Origin of the sequence: Priestia sp. BR_2 (assembly GCF_041954005.1) — a bacterium.
In the GTDB taxonomy this organism is placed as follows: Bacteria; Bacillota; Bacilli; order Paenibacillales; family Paenibacillaceae; genus Paenibacillus_AQ; species Paenibacillus_AQ lautus_A.
In genome coordinates, this window is the sequence record NZ_JAVFHM010000282.1 from 62,223 (window position 1) to 78,266 (window position 16,044).

General features: G+C 51.7%; 13 protein-coding genes and 1 pseudogene. All 14 read left to right on the top strand.

Annotated features, from left to right (window positions below; genetic code table 11):
• Positions 1-63 precede the first annotated feature (63 nt).
• Positions 64-333, top strand: a complete 270-nt coding sequence (rpsO, locus tag RB298_RS22200) for a 30S ribosomal protein S15 (protein ID WP_006211281.1) — start codon at positions 64-66, stop codon at positions 331-333.
• Positions 334-738: 405 nt separating this feature from the next.
• On the top strand, positions 739-2,844 hold the full coding sequence (gene pnp / locus RB298_RS22205; RefSeq protein ID WP_192571289.1) for a polyribonucleotide nucleotidyltransferase: 2,106 nt from the start codon (positions 739-741) through the stop codon (positions 2,842-2,844).
• A 217-nt stretch (positions 2,845-3,061) separates the two neighbouring features.
• Positions 3,062-4,054, top strand: coding sequence for a polysaccharide deacetylase family protein (locus RB298_RS22210; RefSeq protein WP_015736298.1), 993 nt, complete (start codon positions 3,062-3,064; stop codon positions 4,052-4,054).
• A gap of 94 nt (positions 4,055-4,148) precedes the next feature.
• Complete coding sequence (locus tag RB298_RS22215; RefSeq protein WP_009594719.1) at positions 4,149-5,417, top strand: M16 family metallopeptidase; 1,269 nt, start codon at positions 4,149-4,151, stop codon at positions 5,415-5,417.
• Positions 5,392-5,838, top strand: a complete 447-nt coding sequence (gene dut / locus RB298_RS22220; RefSeq protein WP_015736296.1) for a dUTP diphosphatase — start codon at positions 5,392-5,394, stop codon at positions 5,836-5,838. Before RB298_RS22215 ends, dut begins: the two co-directional genes overlap by 26 nt.
• Positions 5,839-6,085: 247 nt before the next feature.
• Positions 6,086-6,982, top strand: a complete 897-nt coding sequence (gene dpsA / locus RB298_RS22225) for a dipicolinate synthase subunit DpsA (protein ID WP_015736295.1) — start codon at positions 6,086-6,088, stop codon at positions 6,980-6,982.
• Entirely contained in the window at positions 6,983-7,573 is a 591-nt protein-coding gene (locus RB298_RS22230) for a dipicolinate synthase subunit B (protein WP_009594715.1), read from the top strand. It begins immediately after the preceding gene.
• A pseudogene (locus RB298_RS22235) lies at positions 7,566-7,772 on the top strand (Asd/ArgC dimerization domain-containing protein); the annotation flags it as partial. The gene RB298_RS22230 and the pseudogene RB298_RS22235, both read left to right, overlap by 8 nt.
• Before the next feature lie 130 nt (positions 7,773-7,902).
• On the top strand, positions 7,903-9,117 hold the full coding sequence (gene dapG / locus RB298_RS22240; protein WP_015736294.1) for an aspartate kinase: 1,215 nt from the start codon (positions 7,903-7,905) through the stop codon (positions 9,115-9,117).
• Positions 9,118-9,226: 109 nt separating this feature from the next.
• Positions 9,227-10,108: a 4-hydroxy-tetrahydrodipicolinate synthase gene (dapA, locus tag RB298_RS22245; protein WP_096774494.1), complete on the top strand. Its 882-nt coding sequence runs from the start codon at positions 9,227-9,229 to the stop codon at positions 10,106-10,108.
• A gap of 225 nt (positions 10,109-10,333) precedes the next feature.
• Positions 10,334-12,013 (top strand): ribonuclease J, encoded by a 1,680-nt coding sequence (locus RB298_RS22250; RefSeq protein ID WP_009594732.1) that lies wholly within the window; start codon positions 10,334-10,336, stop codon positions 12,011-12,013.
• A gap of 277 nt (positions 12,014-12,290) precedes the next feature.
• Complete coding sequence (locus RB298_RS22255; protein WP_009594727.1) at positions 12,291-13,067, top strand: ClpP family protease; 777 nt, start codon at positions 12,291-12,293, stop codon at positions 13,065-13,067.
• Positions 13,064-13,306: a YlzJ-like family protein gene (locus RB298_RS22260; RefSeq protein ID WP_009594714.1), complete on the top strand. Its 243-nt coding sequence runs from the start codon at positions 13,064-13,066 to the stop codon at positions 13,304-13,306. Before RB298_RS22255 ends, RB298_RS22260 begins: the two co-directional genes overlap by 4 nt.
• Positions 13,307-13,367: 61 nt before the next feature.
• Positions 13,368-16,013, top strand: a complete 2,646-nt coding sequence (locus tag RB298_RS22265; protein WP_192571293.1) for an FtsK/SpoIIIE family DNA translocase — start codon at positions 13,368-13,370, stop codon at positions 16,011-16,013.
• Positions 16,014-16,044: the final 31 nt, after the last annotated feature.

Genomic DNA, 16,044 nt, shown 5'->3' on the forward strand with positions numbered 1-16,044 from the left:
GGATGTTCGATCTCACCGTCGGTACCTGGGCCAACGGCGATTATAATGAGGGAGGTGAACAGGATGGCATTGACTCAAGAACGTAAACAACAACTGATTGACGAGCACAAAACTCATGAGTCCGATACAGGATCCCCAGAGGTGCAAATCGCTATCCTAACGGAAAACATTACGAACTTGACTGACCACTTGCGTACGCACAAGAAGGATCATCATTCCCGTCGCGGATTGTTGAAAATGGTCGGCCAACGCCGTAAGTTGCTTGCATACTTGAAAAACAAGGATGTTAAACGTTACAGTGCTTTGATCGAGAAGCTTGGATTGCGTCGCTAATCATCCATAAGATGTGCCGAAAACAGCCTGGTTGTCCACTGTCCTTCTTGGAACGACAGCGGCACAGCCGGGCTCTTTTCTAAGTATTGTACAATTTACCGTTACGAAAGCTTCCCCACAAAGTACTGCGTACGCTTCATAGCCTAAACTCCACTTTGTGGGGTTATCTTAATATAGATTCTTGATAGATGGTAGGCGTGGTCTGTTCGCTAATTTTCACTTCATGGTATAACCGGGGCAATCTATACGGAGAATGTTTTCTATACGGTTCAGGTTGTTCCTGTACATAGGTTCGTGATATTCGACCGCTTCGATGACTCTGGTTAGGAAATGTGGACAGCGTTTGGCAAAAACATGCTGATGATTAGGATTTCAAAAAAATTTATCCCCATGAGGAGGGATTACATGGAAACACGTGTTGAAATGCAGCTTGGCGGAAGACCCCTGGTGTTCGAAACAGGGCGCCTTGCGAAGCAGGCTAATGCGGCTGTTATGGTTCGTTACGGCGAAACGGCAGTCCTGTGTACGGTGACGGCTTCCAGTGAACCGAAGGATCTGGATTTCTTTCCATTGACGGTCAACTATGAGGAGCGCTTGTACGCAGTCGGTAAAATTCCGGGTGGATTCATCAAACGCGAAGGCAGACCAAGCGAGAAGGCGATTCTTGCCAGCCGTCTGACAGACCGTCCGATTCGTCCGCTGTTTCCGGAAGGATTCCGGAATGACGTTCAAGTTCTGAATTTGGTGATGAGCGTTGATCAGGATTGCGAGCCGGAAATTGCGGCCATGATCGGTACCTCCGCTGCCTTGAGCATCTCGGACGTGCCTTTTAACGGTCCGATCGGCGGCGTCGCGGTGGGTCGCGTTGACGGCAACTTTGTCGTGAACCCGAACATTGCGGAGCAGGAAGCAAGCGATATTTATCTGGTCGTCGCCGGCACCAAAGATGCGATCATGATGGTCGAGGCCGAAGCGAACGAAGTTCCTGAGGAAGTCATGCTGGAAGCGATCATGTTCGGGCATGAGGAAATCAAGAAAATCGTAGCCAAGATCGAAGAGCTGGTGGCAGCTTGCGGCAAAGAGAAAATGGCGGTTAAGCTTCATGCGGTCAATGAAACCGTGAATCGCGAAGTGCGCGAATTTGCGGAAGCCCGTCTTGTTGAAGCCGTTCGCATTGAGGAGAAACACGCTCGCCAAGATGCGATTGACGCTATCAACGACGAAGCGTACACCGTGTTCGAAGAGAAATACCTCGAGACACCCGAGTTGTTGAAGGATGTTAAAGAGGTCCTTCACGATATCGTGAAAGAAGAAGTTCGCCGTTTGATCACGCACGATAAAGTTCGTCCGGACGGCCGCGGTCTGTCCGAGATCCGTCCTATCGATTGCGATACCAGCCTGCTGCCTAGAACGCATGGCTCCGGTCTGTTTACGCGTGGACAAACCCAGGCTCTTAGCGTATGTACACTAGGTGCTCTAGGCGATGTACAAATTCTCGATGGAATCGATCTGGAAGAGACCAAGCGCTTCATGCACCATTATAACTTCCCGCCGTTCAGCGTTGGGGAAGCGCGTCCGCTTCGCGCTCCGGGCCGTCGTGAAATCGGTCACGGTGCACTGGGTGAACGTGCATTGTCGAAGGTCATTCCGAATGAAGTGGATTTCCCGTACACGATTCGCCTCGTGTCCGAGGTGATTGAATCGAACGGTTCGACATCCCAAGCGAGCATTTGCGCAAGCACGCTTGCCATGATGGACGCAGGGGTGCCGATCAAAGCGCCTGTAGCCGGCGTGGCGATGGGCTTGATTAAAGACGGAGACCACGTTTCCATCTTGACGGACATTCAAGGGATGGAAGACCATCTCGGCGACATGGACTTCAAAGTGGCAGGTACGCCTGACGGGGTTACCGCCATTCAGATGGATATCAAGATCGACGGCATCGACCGCGCGATTTTGCAGGAAGCGCTGCAGCAGGCAAAAGAAGGACGCATGCACATCCTTGGAAAAATGGCGGAAGCCATTCAAAAGCCAAGAGAAACGCTGTCCCAATATGCGCCTAAGATCATTACGATGCAGATCAACCCGGATAAAATCCGCGATGTTATCGGGGCCGGCGGCAAAATCATCAACAAAATCATCGAAGAGACCGGCGTGAAGATCGATATCGAACAAGACGGCCGCGTATTCATCGCATCGTCCAACGATGAGATGAACAAGAAGGCTCTTTCGATTATCGAAGGCATCGTGCGTGAGGTGGCTGTTGGCGAAATCTATACAGGTACTGTAAAACGGATTGAGAAATTCGGTGCATTTGTTGAAATCCTGCCTAACAAAGACGGGCTTGTGCATATCTCCCAACTCTCGACTGAGCGCGTAGCGAAGGTAGAGGACGTGGTTGCAATCGGTGACGTCATTACCGTGAAGGTTACCGAAATCGACCAGCAGGGACGGATTAACCTGTCTCGCAAAGCCGTGTTGACAACCGAAGCCAGCAAGAGCGGATCTTAATTCGCGCTTGCAGGTTTAACCGCATATCGATAGAAGGAAAAGAGGCAGAACCTATCATTCTGGCTCTTTTTTGCTCATCAGACGCCGGACTCCCTATGTTCTTTGCTTCGGAATAAGCATCGGGTCAGGCTTACACGGCTTAAGGCCTTATGTTTCGGTACATATTTCCGTCAGATCGCACATAAAATGGGACAAAGCTTCTCTAGGGAGGATGGATATGCCCATGAATGGAAAAAAGATGGCCGTGCTGCTGACCGGTGCCGCAATGGTGTCGGCTGTTGCTGTGTTCAGCGGGGCTTGGAAATACGTATCGGGGCTGGAGAACAAACCGGAGGCGCATCTCGTCAGTGGTTCAGAGACGGCAGTGGATCTGGATTTATTGGGTCAAATTGAAGCCGCTGCGGCTAAATCGCGTATCGAGCCGGTGGATGCCAGGGTGGACTCGGTGTGGAAAGCGATTCCCGGATACAATGGACTCGAAGTCGATATCGAAGCTACATATCAAGCAGCATCGTCGAAGAAACGTAAAGCCGGCGATGCCATTCCCTACGTTTACCGGCAGATACCGGCTAAAGTCACGCTCGATGATCTGGGGGAACAACCGATCTATCGAGGGAACCCCAACAAGCCGATGGTATCGATGATGATTAACGTGGCGTGGGGGAATGAATTTCTGGTGCCGATGCTGAATACGCTCGATGCGGAGAAGGTGAAAACTACGTTCTTCCTGGATGGCAGCTGGCTGAAGAAAAACCCGGAGCTGGCCGCCGAGATCGTGAAACGAGGCCATGAGGTGGAGAATCATGCCTTTACGCATCCGAACATGAGCCGTCTCAGCAGGGAACGGGCGGAGATGGAAATCGCAAAGACGCAGGATCTGCTTAAAGAAAGCCTGGGGGTAGTAAATAAGTGGTTTGCACCGCCTTCCGGCGATTTCAATCAGCAGACCGTATCCATCGCGCATGCAAGAGGATTGAAGACGGTGCTGTGGACGCTTGACACGGTCGACTGGAAGCATCCGGCGCCGGATGCCGTCGTTCAGAAAATTACGTCGAAGGTGGAGCCGGGATTTTTGATATTGATGCATCCAACGGACTCCTCTTCCCAAGCATTAAAAGGAATGATTGACGGAATACGGGCCAAGGGACTGGAGATCGGGACCGTCAGCCAGACGCTTTCACCGGAGCGAATCATGCCAAAGGGAAGTTGAGACGCATGGTAAAGTTTGATAGAATGAATGGATGGCATGAGGCTGATTGTCAGCCGAAGTGAGCCTTTGATGGAACAGTTAGGGGGGCCTATTCGTGAAAAAAATACAATTGTCTAACGGCCTGAGAGTGGTTATGGAGCAAATCCCGACAAGTCGTTCGGTTTCATTCGGCATTTGGGTGAAAACCGGATCCCGCAATGAATCGGAAGACATCAACGGGATTACGCATTTTATAGAGCATATGATGTTCAAAGGGACGGAGCGCTTTGACGCCCGTGCCATAGCTGAAGAATTTGATGCCATCGGCGGTAACGTCAACGCTTTTACGTCCAAGGAATATACGTGTTATTATGCCAAGGTGCTGGATGAGCATTTTCCGATTGCCGTTGACGTGCTGTCCGACATGTTCTTCAATTCGAAGCTGGATGCGGGCGAGTTAGCCAAGGAGAAGAATGTCATTCTTGAAGAGATTGCGATGTATGAAGATACGCCGGATGATCTGGTTCATGATCTAATGTCGTTGTCGGTGTACGGTGACCACCCGCTTGCTTATCCGATTCTCGGCACGAAGGAGCGGCTGGAATCGATGGATTCGCAAGCGCTGAGATCCTACATGGACCGGCACTATACCATTGAGAATACGGTGATAGCCCTTGCCGGCAACATCAATGATGAAGTGATTGCGTTATTGGAGCGCCATTTTGGCGGCTTTGCCAACCATGGAACGTCGGAGCCGCTGGCGGTACCGGCCTTTTTGGACGGCGTGCAGTTCCGCAAGAAGAAAACGGAGCAGAATCATATCTGCATGTCGTTTCCCGGCTGCTCGATCGGCGACGAGCTTCAGTATGCGATGGTTCTGCTGAATAACGCCATTGGCGGCGGCATGAGCTCACGCTTGTTTCAGGAAATTCGGGAGAAGCGCGGGCTGGCGTACTCGGTATATTCGTACCACAGTTCCCACGCGGATAACGGCATGTTTACCATCTATGCAGGCACAGCGCCCAAACAGACAAAAGAAGTGCTTCAGCTGACCACGGAAATGCTCCATGATTTGGCACAGAACGGGATGACGGAGGAAGAGCTGCGCAAAGGAAAGGAACAATTGAAGGGCAGTCTCATCCTGAGTCTGGAGAGCACGAGCAGCCGCATGAATCGCTTGGGCAAGAACGAATTGATGCTGGGCCGCCATTTCAGTCTGGACGAGATCATTAAAAGGATCGAACAGGTCGACATGAAGGATGTCAATGCGGTTCTTGACCGTATGTTTGGGACTCCATATGCACTAGCGATGGTAGGAACTTCAGATAAAGCACTGAATGTACTTAGGAGGAATGAATTTGTTGCACTACGTTCAAATCAATAGATTGCCAGGAAATGAAGATGTGAAACTTCCGGTGAAAATGTCCGAGCTGGCCGCGGGTTTCGACCTGCACGCTGCCGTTCAAGAGCCGGTGGTGCTAAACCCGGGTGAACGCAAATTAATCCCGACCGGTTTTGCGATTGCTATGCCGGCCGAGCTTGAGGCGCAAATCCGTCCGCGCAGCGGTCTTGCCTATAAACATGGCATTACTTGCCTGAATGCTCCGGGTACGATTGACGCCGATTATCGCGGGGAAGTCAAGGTGCTGCTTGTCAATTTGGGACAGGAGCCTTTTGCGATTGAGCGTAATGAGCGGATTGCCCAAATGGTGTTCAAATCCGTGCCTGCCGTAGAATTTACGGAAGTTGACGAACTGTCCGATACGGTACGCGGTGCGGGCGGATTCGGTCATACCGGCAAATAAACCATACCATGGAAGCTTAAGGGTATCATCAGGATCATGATATCAGCATGAACACCGCTCCGGTTGAAACGGAGCGGTGTTTTTTTTTCGTCGGTCTTGAAGCAGGATGGACATGGAGCCGGACTTATCTCTCCTAACGTTATTTACTGCGTTAAGGCGGTAGTTTAAGGGAAATGCGCTCACCTCCCCATAGGCGGCAGCATAAGATGCTTTATACGTTGGTTTGAAGAAAGGAGCGAGGCCTTCCATGCTGACTGGAGTCCGGACCGTCTTTGTTGGAGGAGACGCAAGGCAAATTGAAGTGATTCGCAAATGCGCTGAGATGGATGCCTCCGTCATGATCGCCGGGTTTGAGAAACTGCAGGATTCTTTTCAGGGAGTGACTCGCGAGCCGCTTACGCCAGAGCTGTTATCGGACGCCGATGCTCTGATCCTGCCTGTAGTGGGATGTGATGATGAGGGACGTGTCAGCGCGCTATTCTCGGAAGGGCCGCTGCGACTGCAGGAAGAACATATCGCGGCGATGCCCGGACATGGAGTGATCTATACAGGCATGGCGAAACCCTATTTGCGCTCGCTATGTGACAAATATAAGATCAAGCTGGTAGAGATATTGGAGAGGGACGATGTGGCTATTTATAATTCCATTCCGACCGCCGAAGGCGCACTCATGATGGCGATCCAAAACACGGATTTTACGATCCACGGATCTACAAGCATGGTGCTCGGCATGGGACGGACCGGATTTACAATGGCTCGCAGCCTGCAGGGACTGGGTGCCAAAATTCGGATGGGGGTACGTAAATCGGAGCACTACGCAAGAGCTGAGGAAATGGGCTGGAAGCCCTTCCTGGTAAGGGATCTGGGTTCTTATGTGTCGGATATTGACTTGCTTTTTAACACGATTCCAACTATGATAGTCACAGCACAAATCATCTCGAAAATGCCTCGGGAGGCTGTCATTATTGACCTTGCCTCCGCACCCGGCGGATGCGATTTTCGCTATGCCGAGAAACGGGGTATCAAAGCCATGCTCGCACCCGGACTACCCGGAATCGTGGCTCCAAAAACAGCCGGCATCATCATGGCCAACACGCTGGTGGAGCTGATTTCTGAAGAAATCAAGATTCGGGGGGATGCGTAAATGAATTGGAATGGAATTACAGTGGGTTATGCCCTGACAGGATCGCACTGCACACTCGAAGAAGTGATGCCGCAGATCCAGCGATTCAAAGACGGGGGAGCGAATGTGGTGCCGATTGTATCGAGCACCATCATGACGACCGATACCCGATTCGGCACATCGGAAAATTGGCAGAAACAGTTGAAAGATATAACCGGGAATGATATTATTTCTACAATTGTGGAGGCGGAACCGCTGGGCCCATCCAAGCTGCTTGACGTCCTGGTTATCGCCCCTTGCACGGGAAACACGACCAGCAAGCTGGCCAATGCGATGACTGACAGTCCTGTCTTAATGGCAGCCAAGGCGCAGATGAGAAATTGCAGACCGCTGGTGCTGGCGATCTCAACGAATGACGGCCTTGGGTTGAATGCGGCCAATATCGCGAAGCTGCTGGTTACCAAAAACATATATTTCGTCCCTTACGGACAGGATAATCCGCAGCAGAAACCGAACTCGCTTGTCGCCAAAATGAATCTGATTCCGGAAGCTTGTTATGCGGCATTGGAAGGGAAACAGCTCCAGCCGATGATCGTTGAATATTCTCGATAAAATTACAGAGAACGGTTATACCCTGGAAGAAATGAAGATGGTCCGCGAGACCAAAAAAATGATGGGCGACGAATCCATTGAAGTGACGGCTGCTAGTGTACGCATCCCGGTCGTTAACGGGCATTCGAAATCCATGTACGTTGAATTCAAGAAGGACTATGATCTGGAGTTCATCGCTAGATCTCTTCTGAAGGGTGCAGCATGGAAATGCTGTGCAAATCGCAGAAATCATCATCAACAACGGAACGGCCAGGCTTAATAGCCGGCCGTTTCAGTCGGTCGGCCCGCAATTTACGTCTCCTGGGCATATATAAACGGAGGAATATTTTATGCGCATCTTAGTTCAAAAATTCGGCGGCACCTCATTGTCTACACCGCAAGCAAGAACCCATGTTATTGGGCACATCCAGCGTGAACTGGCCAATCACTACCAATTGGTCGTGGTCGTATCGGCTATGGGACGCAGAGGGGAGCCTTATGCGACAGACACGCTCCTGGACTGGATCGGGCATAACGGAAACGCGCTTCCAGACAGAGAACGGGATCTGCTGCTCTGCTGCGGTGAAATTATCTCGGCTTCAACGCTGTGCAGTCTCCTTCAGCATGAGGGGATAACCGCAACGGTGCTGACGGGTGCACAAGCCGGATTTCTCACAGACGATCACTTCGGAAATGCACGTATCAAGGACGTAAAACCTGAACGGGTTTTGAAAGAGTTGGAGAGTCATCAGGTTGTCATCGTAACCGGCTTCCAGGGGCAGACCGATTCCGGCGACTTTACCACGCTGGGCAGAGGCGGAAGCGATACTTCGGCTACAGCGCTCGGTGCCGCGCTTCGCGCTGAAATGGTAGATATCTACACGGATGTCAACGGCATTCTAACGGCGGATCCCCGCATCGTCGAGGATGCGAAGCCGCTTAGTTACGTAAGTTACACGGAGATTTGCAACATGGCTCATCAAGGGGCAAAGGTCATTCATCCTAGAGCGGTTGAGATTGCCATGCAATCCCAAATTCCGGTCAGAGTGCGGTCGACCTTCTCGGATAATGAGGGCACGCTGGTAACCCAGCCTGAAGGCTTCAGAGATATTCAATCCGGAATCGTGGACCGCTTTGTGACGGGAGTTGCCTATGTAAGCAACATAACGCAAATCTCGGTGGAATGCGATCGCACGGAAGGTCTTCAACTGAAGGTATTTAAATCGATGGCCGAGCATTCCATCAGCGTGGACTTTATTAATGTTACCCCTACCGGAGTGCTTTATACGGTGTTTGACAGCGATTCGGAGAAGGCGATCGAAGTGCTACAGAGCCTGGACCTTAAACCGAAAAGCTTATCCGGCTGTGCCAAAGTGTCCGTCATTGGCGGCGGCATCAACGGCGTTCCGGGCATCATGGCCAAAATCGTGGAATCCTTGAGCGAGCACGACATTCCGATTCTGCAATCCGCGGATTCGAATACGACGATATGGGTACTGGTTAAAAAAGAGGATATGGCTCAAGCGCTGCGCGCACTTCATCATAAATTTGAGCTTCACCGATAAAGTTACTAAAGACGGATATTCCCTTAAAGCGTTTGATAGGAAATAATATAGATAAGATTACTTACGAAGGAAGCATTCCCGCGCGGGAATGCTTTAAGGAGGAATCATTGTGGATTTCGGAAGACTGATTACGGCTATGGTAACCCCTTTTGATCAGAACGGCCAGATCAATTGGGACGAGACTGCGAGATTGATTGAGCACCTGATTGTGGAACAGAAGTCGGATTCCCTGGTCATTGCTGGAACGACCGGCGAATCGCCAACGCTTAGCGAAGACGAAAAGCTTGAATTGTTTAAGTTCGCTGTGAAACAGGCGGGCGGACGGAGCAAGATCATCGCGGGCACCGGCAGCAACAATACGTCACATTCCGCAGAATTGACGAAAAAAGCCGAAAGCTGCGGCGTCGACGGCATTTTGCTTGTTGCACCCTACTACAACAAGCCGAACCAGGAAGGACTCTACCAGCATTTTAAGGCGATTGCCGAGGCAACCTCCTTGCCCGTCATGCTGTATAATGTGCCTGGAAGAACGGGCATCAGCCTAAGCACGTCCACCACGTTAAGGCTGGCACAAATTCCGAACATCGTTGCGACCAAGGAATGCGCTTCGATTGACCAGGTTACCGGCATTGCCGCAGGTGCTCCCGAAGGATTCATTGTATATTCCGGCGACGATTCCGCGGCATTGCCTGCATTGTCGGTAGGTGCTTATGGAATCGTAAGCGTGGCCAGCCATATTGCAGGTGCCCGCATGAAGGACATGATCGAAGCCTACGTGGAGGGGAACGTGAAGGAAGCTGCCAAGCTTCATCAATCCTTATTCCCGCTGTTCAAAGGCCTCTTTGAATGTCCTGACCCGCTTCCGAATCCTGCGGCGGTAAAATTCGCTTTGAACGAACGCGGCTATCAAGTCGGCGGGGTTCGCCTGCCGCTCGTTGCTCCAAGCGAGAACGAGGCTGCTTTTATCCGTAATATGCTGTCTTCCTTGTAAGCTGCCGCTTACCTATTTTCAGGGCCACTGCCTTCATCGAAGGCGGTGGCTTTCTTCGTTTTAAACCCTTTTGATTCTGGGCATCCTATGGCTCACGAAGGTGGCTGACTTGTGTTTTCACTTTTTCATCATGTATAATGAATTCAAGTGACTGGGTGCGGTATTTTTTTGAAATTTAATATAACAATGGTACGACGTCCAAAACTATAGGAGGGTTAGATACATTTGTCTAAGAAAATAAGCAGCGATAAACTATCGATTTTTGCCTTGGGCGGCGTCGGTGAAATCGGGAAGAACATGTATGTCATCCAGTATGCAGGCGACATCGTTGTCGTGGATGCGGGATTGAAGTTCCCAGAAGAAGATATGCTTGGGATTGATATTGTTATTCCTGATATTAGCTATTTAACGGAAAATCGCGACAAAGTGAGAGGGATTTTGCTGACTCACGGTCACGAGGACCATATCGGCGGCCTCCCTTACGTATTGAAACACTTGAACGTTCCTGTATACGGAACGAAATTGACGCTCGGATTGGTGGAAAACAAGCTCAGAGAAGCGAATTTGCTTGGTGAGACGAAACGGATTCTGATCCATGCGGATTCGGAAGTTCAACTCGGAAACACATTGAAAGCGACCTTCTTCAAAACCAATCACAGCATTCCGGATTCCGTGGGGATCTGTATCGAAACGCCGGAAGGCAATGTGGTGCACACGGGGGACTTTAAATTTGACCATACTCCGGTCAATGACCAGTATGCGGATCTGCAGCGTATGGCTGAGATCGGAAGCAAGGGAGTATTGGCACTTCTGTCGGACAGTACAAACGCAGAGCGCCCCGGCTTTACGCCTTCCGAGAAAAACGTAGGCATCGTGCTGGAAGACATCTTCCGCAAAGCCGAGCAGCGGGTTGTAGTTGCAACGTTTGCATCGAACGTGCACCGTATTCAACAGGTTGTCAACGCAGCCGAGTCCACCGGACGCAAAATCACGGTAATCGGCAGAAGCATGGTTAACGTTGTATCCATTGCCGCAGAGCTTGGATACCTGCACATTCCGGACGGCATGCTGATCGAACCCGAAGAGGTAAATAAAATGGCAGCGGACCGCGTTGTCGTATTGTGTACGGGCAGTCAGGGAGAACCGATGTCAGCGCTCACGCGCATGGCACGTTCCACTCACCGCAAGGTGGACATTCTGCCGGGAGATACGGTCATCATCGCAGCGACTCCAGTACCAGGAAATGAGAAGTACGTGGGTCGTACGATCGATGAGTTGTTCCGTCTTGGAGCAGACGTCATTTACAGCGGATCCAATTCGGGCGTCCACGTGTCGGGTCACGGCAGCCAGGAAGAGCTTAAGCTGATGCTGAATCTGATGAAACCGCAATTTTTCATCCCTGTCCATGGCGAGTACCGGATGCAGCGCCGTCATGCCCTGCTTGCGGAATCCGTTGGCGTGGATCCGGACAACATCTTTATTACCGATATCGGAGAAATTGTGGAGATTCAAGGCGGCTCGGCCCGCAAAGCCGGCAAAGTGACCGCCGGCAATGTGCTGATTGACGGACTTGGCGTCGGGGACGTAGGGAACATCGTACTGCGCGACCGCAAGCTTCTGTCCCAGGACGGAATTCTGGTCGTTGTCGTTACGTTGAGCAAACAAAACGGCTCCATCGTTTCCGGTCCCGATATTATTTCCCGTGGATTCGTATACGTACGAGAATCCGAAGGGCTTCTGGATGAAGCCAACCGTATCGTTTCCAGCACGCTTCAGAAGCTGATGAGCGAAAACGTGAATGAATGGGCGTCACTGAAGACCAGCGTGAAAGACGCTTTGGGACGCTTCTTGTATGAACAAACACGTCGCAGACCGATGATCTTGCCGATCATCATGGAAGTCTGATACGAGACAATACAATAAATCAGGCACACAGTCGCCCCTTTTTCGCAGGTAATAATTGGACGGTTTCCGCGAAAAAGGGGCTATTTATATGGAAATCATTGAAACTTCTCCCGATTGGTTCGGCAGGAGTTTTTTTGTTTGTTATGGGCAAGGCCTAATGCCGAATGCCGAATGCTCTGCACAAGCATAAAAAAGCCGCGTCATTTGCCATACTAAGGGTTAGCTATGTGTTTGTTGCAGCAGCTAGACATTAAGAATAAAAAGGCAGGGATGCGCGATGGACAACGATCAACGGATGACGGGCAACAGAAAAGCGGGGTGGACCGGCGAGACGGAGGCGCCTCCGGTCGTTCCGACCGAGGAAGGCAAGAAAGCGGCCGTGACGGAAACCATTCAGCAGCTGGGACAGACGGGGCTTCCGACCGGCGGAGAATCCAACGTCTTTTGCATGACGATTATTGGGCAAATCGAGGGTCATCTCGTGCTGCCGCCGCAAAATAAAACGACCAAATACGAGCATATGATTCCACAGCTAGTGGCAGCCGAGCAAAATCCGCGAATCGAGGGACTCTTGATCATTTTGAATACCGTTGGCGGCGATGTGGAAGCAGGGCTTGCCATTGCCGAAATGATTGCATCGCTCAGCAAACCGACGGTAACGGTTGTCATAGGAGGGGGTCATAGCATCGGCGTGCCTATCGCTGTTGCCGCAGACCATTCGATTATCGCAGAGAGCGCAACAATGACGATTCACCCGATTCGCATGAGCGGGTTAGTCATTGGCGTGCCGCAAACCTTCGAATACATGGAGAAAATGCAGGAACGCGTCGTGCGCTTCGTGACGAGCCACTCGGGGATCACGGAGGAACAGTTCAAGGATCTGATGTTCAAGACCGGCGAATTGAACAGGGATATCGGTACTGCGGTTTCGGGTACAGACGCCGTAAAGTATGGCCTTATGAACGAAGTGGGTGGAATCGGACAGGCATTAAGCCGATTGAACAGCATGATCGCCGAGCGTAAAACGATTCAGCCCGGGGGGATTACGCAATGACTTGGTACAGCGTCATGCCCTTGGATCCGACGACCGGGCTGCTTCAAGTGGAGCAGGAGGTCATGTCCAGGGAAGTTCGAGTCGATGGCATTTTGATGGAAGTGAAGCCTGTAACGGAAGAACAGGCGAAAATCGTTCGTTTATTGGATTGCGGGCTTCATGATTACTTGAACCCGCGCTACGCGCCAGGGACCATGATTCGCTATATTCCGACCGTCGAAAATGAGGCTAAAGGCTGAAAACAGAACATAGGTACGCCACCGAATATTATGCTATAATATGGATTCGGGGGTGACACATTTGGCAAAGCGGAAAAGAAAGAAGAAGGCAGCCTTTGCAGCCGTATTGAAATATGAAATTTATGGAATTGTATTGATGACACTCTCGGTCATCGCGTTATCCGGAGAAGCACCGGTGGGGCGTTCCCTGTCCAAGATGTCGGGATATCTGCTGGGTAAGTATTATTTTATCATCCCCCTAATCGGCATTTATTACGGGTTAATGGTGATGATTCACCGAAAATGGCCCAAACGGTGGAACAGCAGGCGTACCGGTGTCCTTCTCCTGGTATTATCGCTCACCTTAATGAGCAGTATTGCAGGTCTGGAGTCCAAATTGGCTCCGATCGGACAATTGAATGCATCGAGTGCGATGAGCCAGATACATAGTGATTTGCAGGGCGAGCTCCTTCATGCCGGGGCGGATGACGGACGTCATCCCGTCATGGGCCGGGATATCAGCGGGGGTTATGTTGGAGCCTTGCAGTTTGCCCTCTTGTTGATGCTGTTCGGCAGCATCGGGGCAAAGTTGATTGTGATTGTCATGCTGTTTATCAGCTTCATGCTGATTACGAATCTGTCCTATGTCGATTTAATGCGGATGTTCCGCGTCAGGGTTGTGAAAGCCGGGGAACGAATCCAAAAGAAAATGAACAGCCAGCAGACGAAATCAAAGGCGGCGGCGAAGGCAAGCGCTAAGGAGCAACGCATACAGCTGCCGGAGGATCTGGATGAAGACGATGACCTCGACGATATGGAAGGCATGCGGCTGCCGAAGCGTAAAGCGCCGCAATTCTTCCAACTGTTTGGTTCCAAGGGCAACAAGCGGAACGAAGCCGCAGAAGAGGCAGAGGATGTTATGGATGAGTCGGCTCCGGTATTTACGGTTGGCAACGGACATGGTGAGCATGATGAGGGCGAGGTCGTCCTGTTCAGCCGAGCGGATCAAACGGAGGAGGGGACGGATGCTGCATTTTCTGCACCGGATCCTGTGCCTTCTTCGCCGATTATTCGCGATTTCTTTGAGCAGGTGAAGCAAGAAGGTCGATTGGATGACGATCAAGACGATCACGAAGCGGTGATGCCTCCGGCACATGAGGACCCTTCGGGGAACGCGGCATCAAGTTCGGATGCCATGGTTGACCCGGAGACGCTGAACGGCGAGACGAATTCAGCTGTTATGGCGGATACTGGTGGGCAAGAAGGATCGGCACCGACAGCGCCTCCGGCTCCGCCGCCCAAGCCGTACAAGCTGCCTCCGTTCCGGCTGCTGTCCAAACCGAACAACGGCGGCAAGGGCGGAGACCAGAACGATTACATGCAGACAGCGCGAAAGCTGGAGGCCACGCTGGAAAGCTTTGGCGTTCGGGCCAAGGTTCTGGAGGTTGTCCGGGGTCCGTCGGTAACCCGCTATGAAATTCAGCCGGACATCGGCGTCAAGGTCAGCCGGATCGTGAATCTGACCGATGATATCGCACTCGCGCTTGCGGCCAAGGATATTCGGATGGAGGCGCCGATTCCAGGCAAGTCCGCCATCGGGATCGAAGTGCCGAACAATGAAGTTTCGCTCGTCACCATGCGTGAGGTTATGGAAACGCCGACGTTCCAGGACGCGGAATCGAAGCTGTCGATCGCGTTCGGCCGCGATATTTCGGGCCAGACGATTGTCGGTAATTTGGCACGGATGCCCCATCTCCTAGTTGCAGGCGCCACGGGTTCCGGTAAATCCGTATGCATCAACGGCATTATTACCAGCATCCTGTATAAAGCGAAGCCGGATGAGGTTAAGTTCCTGATGGTCGATCCGAAGATGGTCGAACTCAATGTCTATAACGGGATTCCGCATTTGATGGCGCCGGTGGTAACCGACCCGAAGCGGGCCTCACTAGCGCTTAAGAAAATCGTCGTGGAGATGGAGAAGCGGTATGAGCTGTTCTCCAAGTCGGGAACGCGGAATATTGAGGGCTACAACAATCTGATGAAGGATAATCTGCCTGCGGTATTGCCGTATATCGTTGTCATCGTGGACGAGTTGGCCGATTTGATGATGGTTGCGGCCAACGACGTGGAGGATGCGATTACTCGATTGGCCCAGATGGCGCGTGCAGCCGGAATCCATCTGATTATCGCGACGCAGCGTCCGTCGGTCGACGTTATCACCGGGGTCATTAAAGCGAACATCCCGTCGCGTATTGCCTTTGGCGTGTCTTCGCAGGTCGATTCCCGAACCATTCTGGATATGGCGGGCGCCGAGAAGCTGCTTGGCCGCGGGGACATGCTGTTTATGCCGATGGGCTCCTCCAAGCCAATCCGCGTTCAGGGAGCCTTTATGAGTGATCATGAGGTCGAGAACATCGTGGATTTCGTCCGGGATCAAGGACAAGCGGAGTATGACGAGTCGTTGGTGCCTGAAATAGAGGAATCTGCAGGCGCGGACGAAGAAGAATTGGATGAGTTGTATGAACAGGCGGTGACCATCGTATTGGAAGCTAAGCAGGCATCCGTATCGCTGCTGCAGCGGAGAATGCGTGTTGGCTACACCCGTGCCGCCCGCCTCATCGATTCCATGGAAGCGCGCGGAGTGATCGGTCCTTATGAGGGCAGCAAGCCGCGGGAAGTGCTGATGTCCATCGAGCAATATCAGCAGCAGCAGAATCGAATCAGCTAAGCGACTCATTGTATGATCACCAACTAAAAAA

What these genes read in the sequence shown, in the direction of transcription:
- RB298_RS22210 (WP_015736298.1), top strand. Translation starts at nt 3,062, where the DNA reads ATGCCCATGAATGGAAAAAAGATGGCCGTGCTGCTGACCGGTGCCGCA.
- dpsA (WP_015736295.1), top strand. Translation starts at nt 6,086, where the DNA reads ATGCTGACTGGAGTCCGGACCGTCTTTGTTGGAGGAGACGCAAGGCAA.
- pnp (WP_192571289.1), top strand. Translation starts at nt 739, where the DNA reads ATGGAAACACGTGTTGAAATGCAGCTTGGCGGAAGACCCCTGGTGTTC.
- RB298_RS22230 (WP_009594715.1), top strand. Translation starts at nt 6,983, where the DNA reads ATGAATTGGAATGGAATTACAGTGGGTTATGCCCTGACAGGATCGCAC.
- RB298_RS22260 (WP_009594714.1), top strand. Translation starts at nt 13,064, where the DNA reads ATGACTTGGTACAGCGTCATGCCCTTGGATCCGACGACCGGGCTGCTT.
- dapG (WP_015736294.1), top strand. Translation starts at nt 7,903, where the DNA reads ATGCGCATCTTAGTTCAAAAATTCGGCGGCACCTCATTGTCTACACCG.
- RB298_RS22255 (WP_009594727.1), top strand. Translation starts at nt 12,291, where the DNA reads ATGGACAACGATCAACGGATGACGGGCAACAGAAAAGCGGGGTGGACC.
- rpsO (WP_006211281.1), top strand. Translation starts at nt 64, where the DNA reads ATGGCATTGACTCAAGAACGTAAACAACAACTGATTGACGAGCACAAA.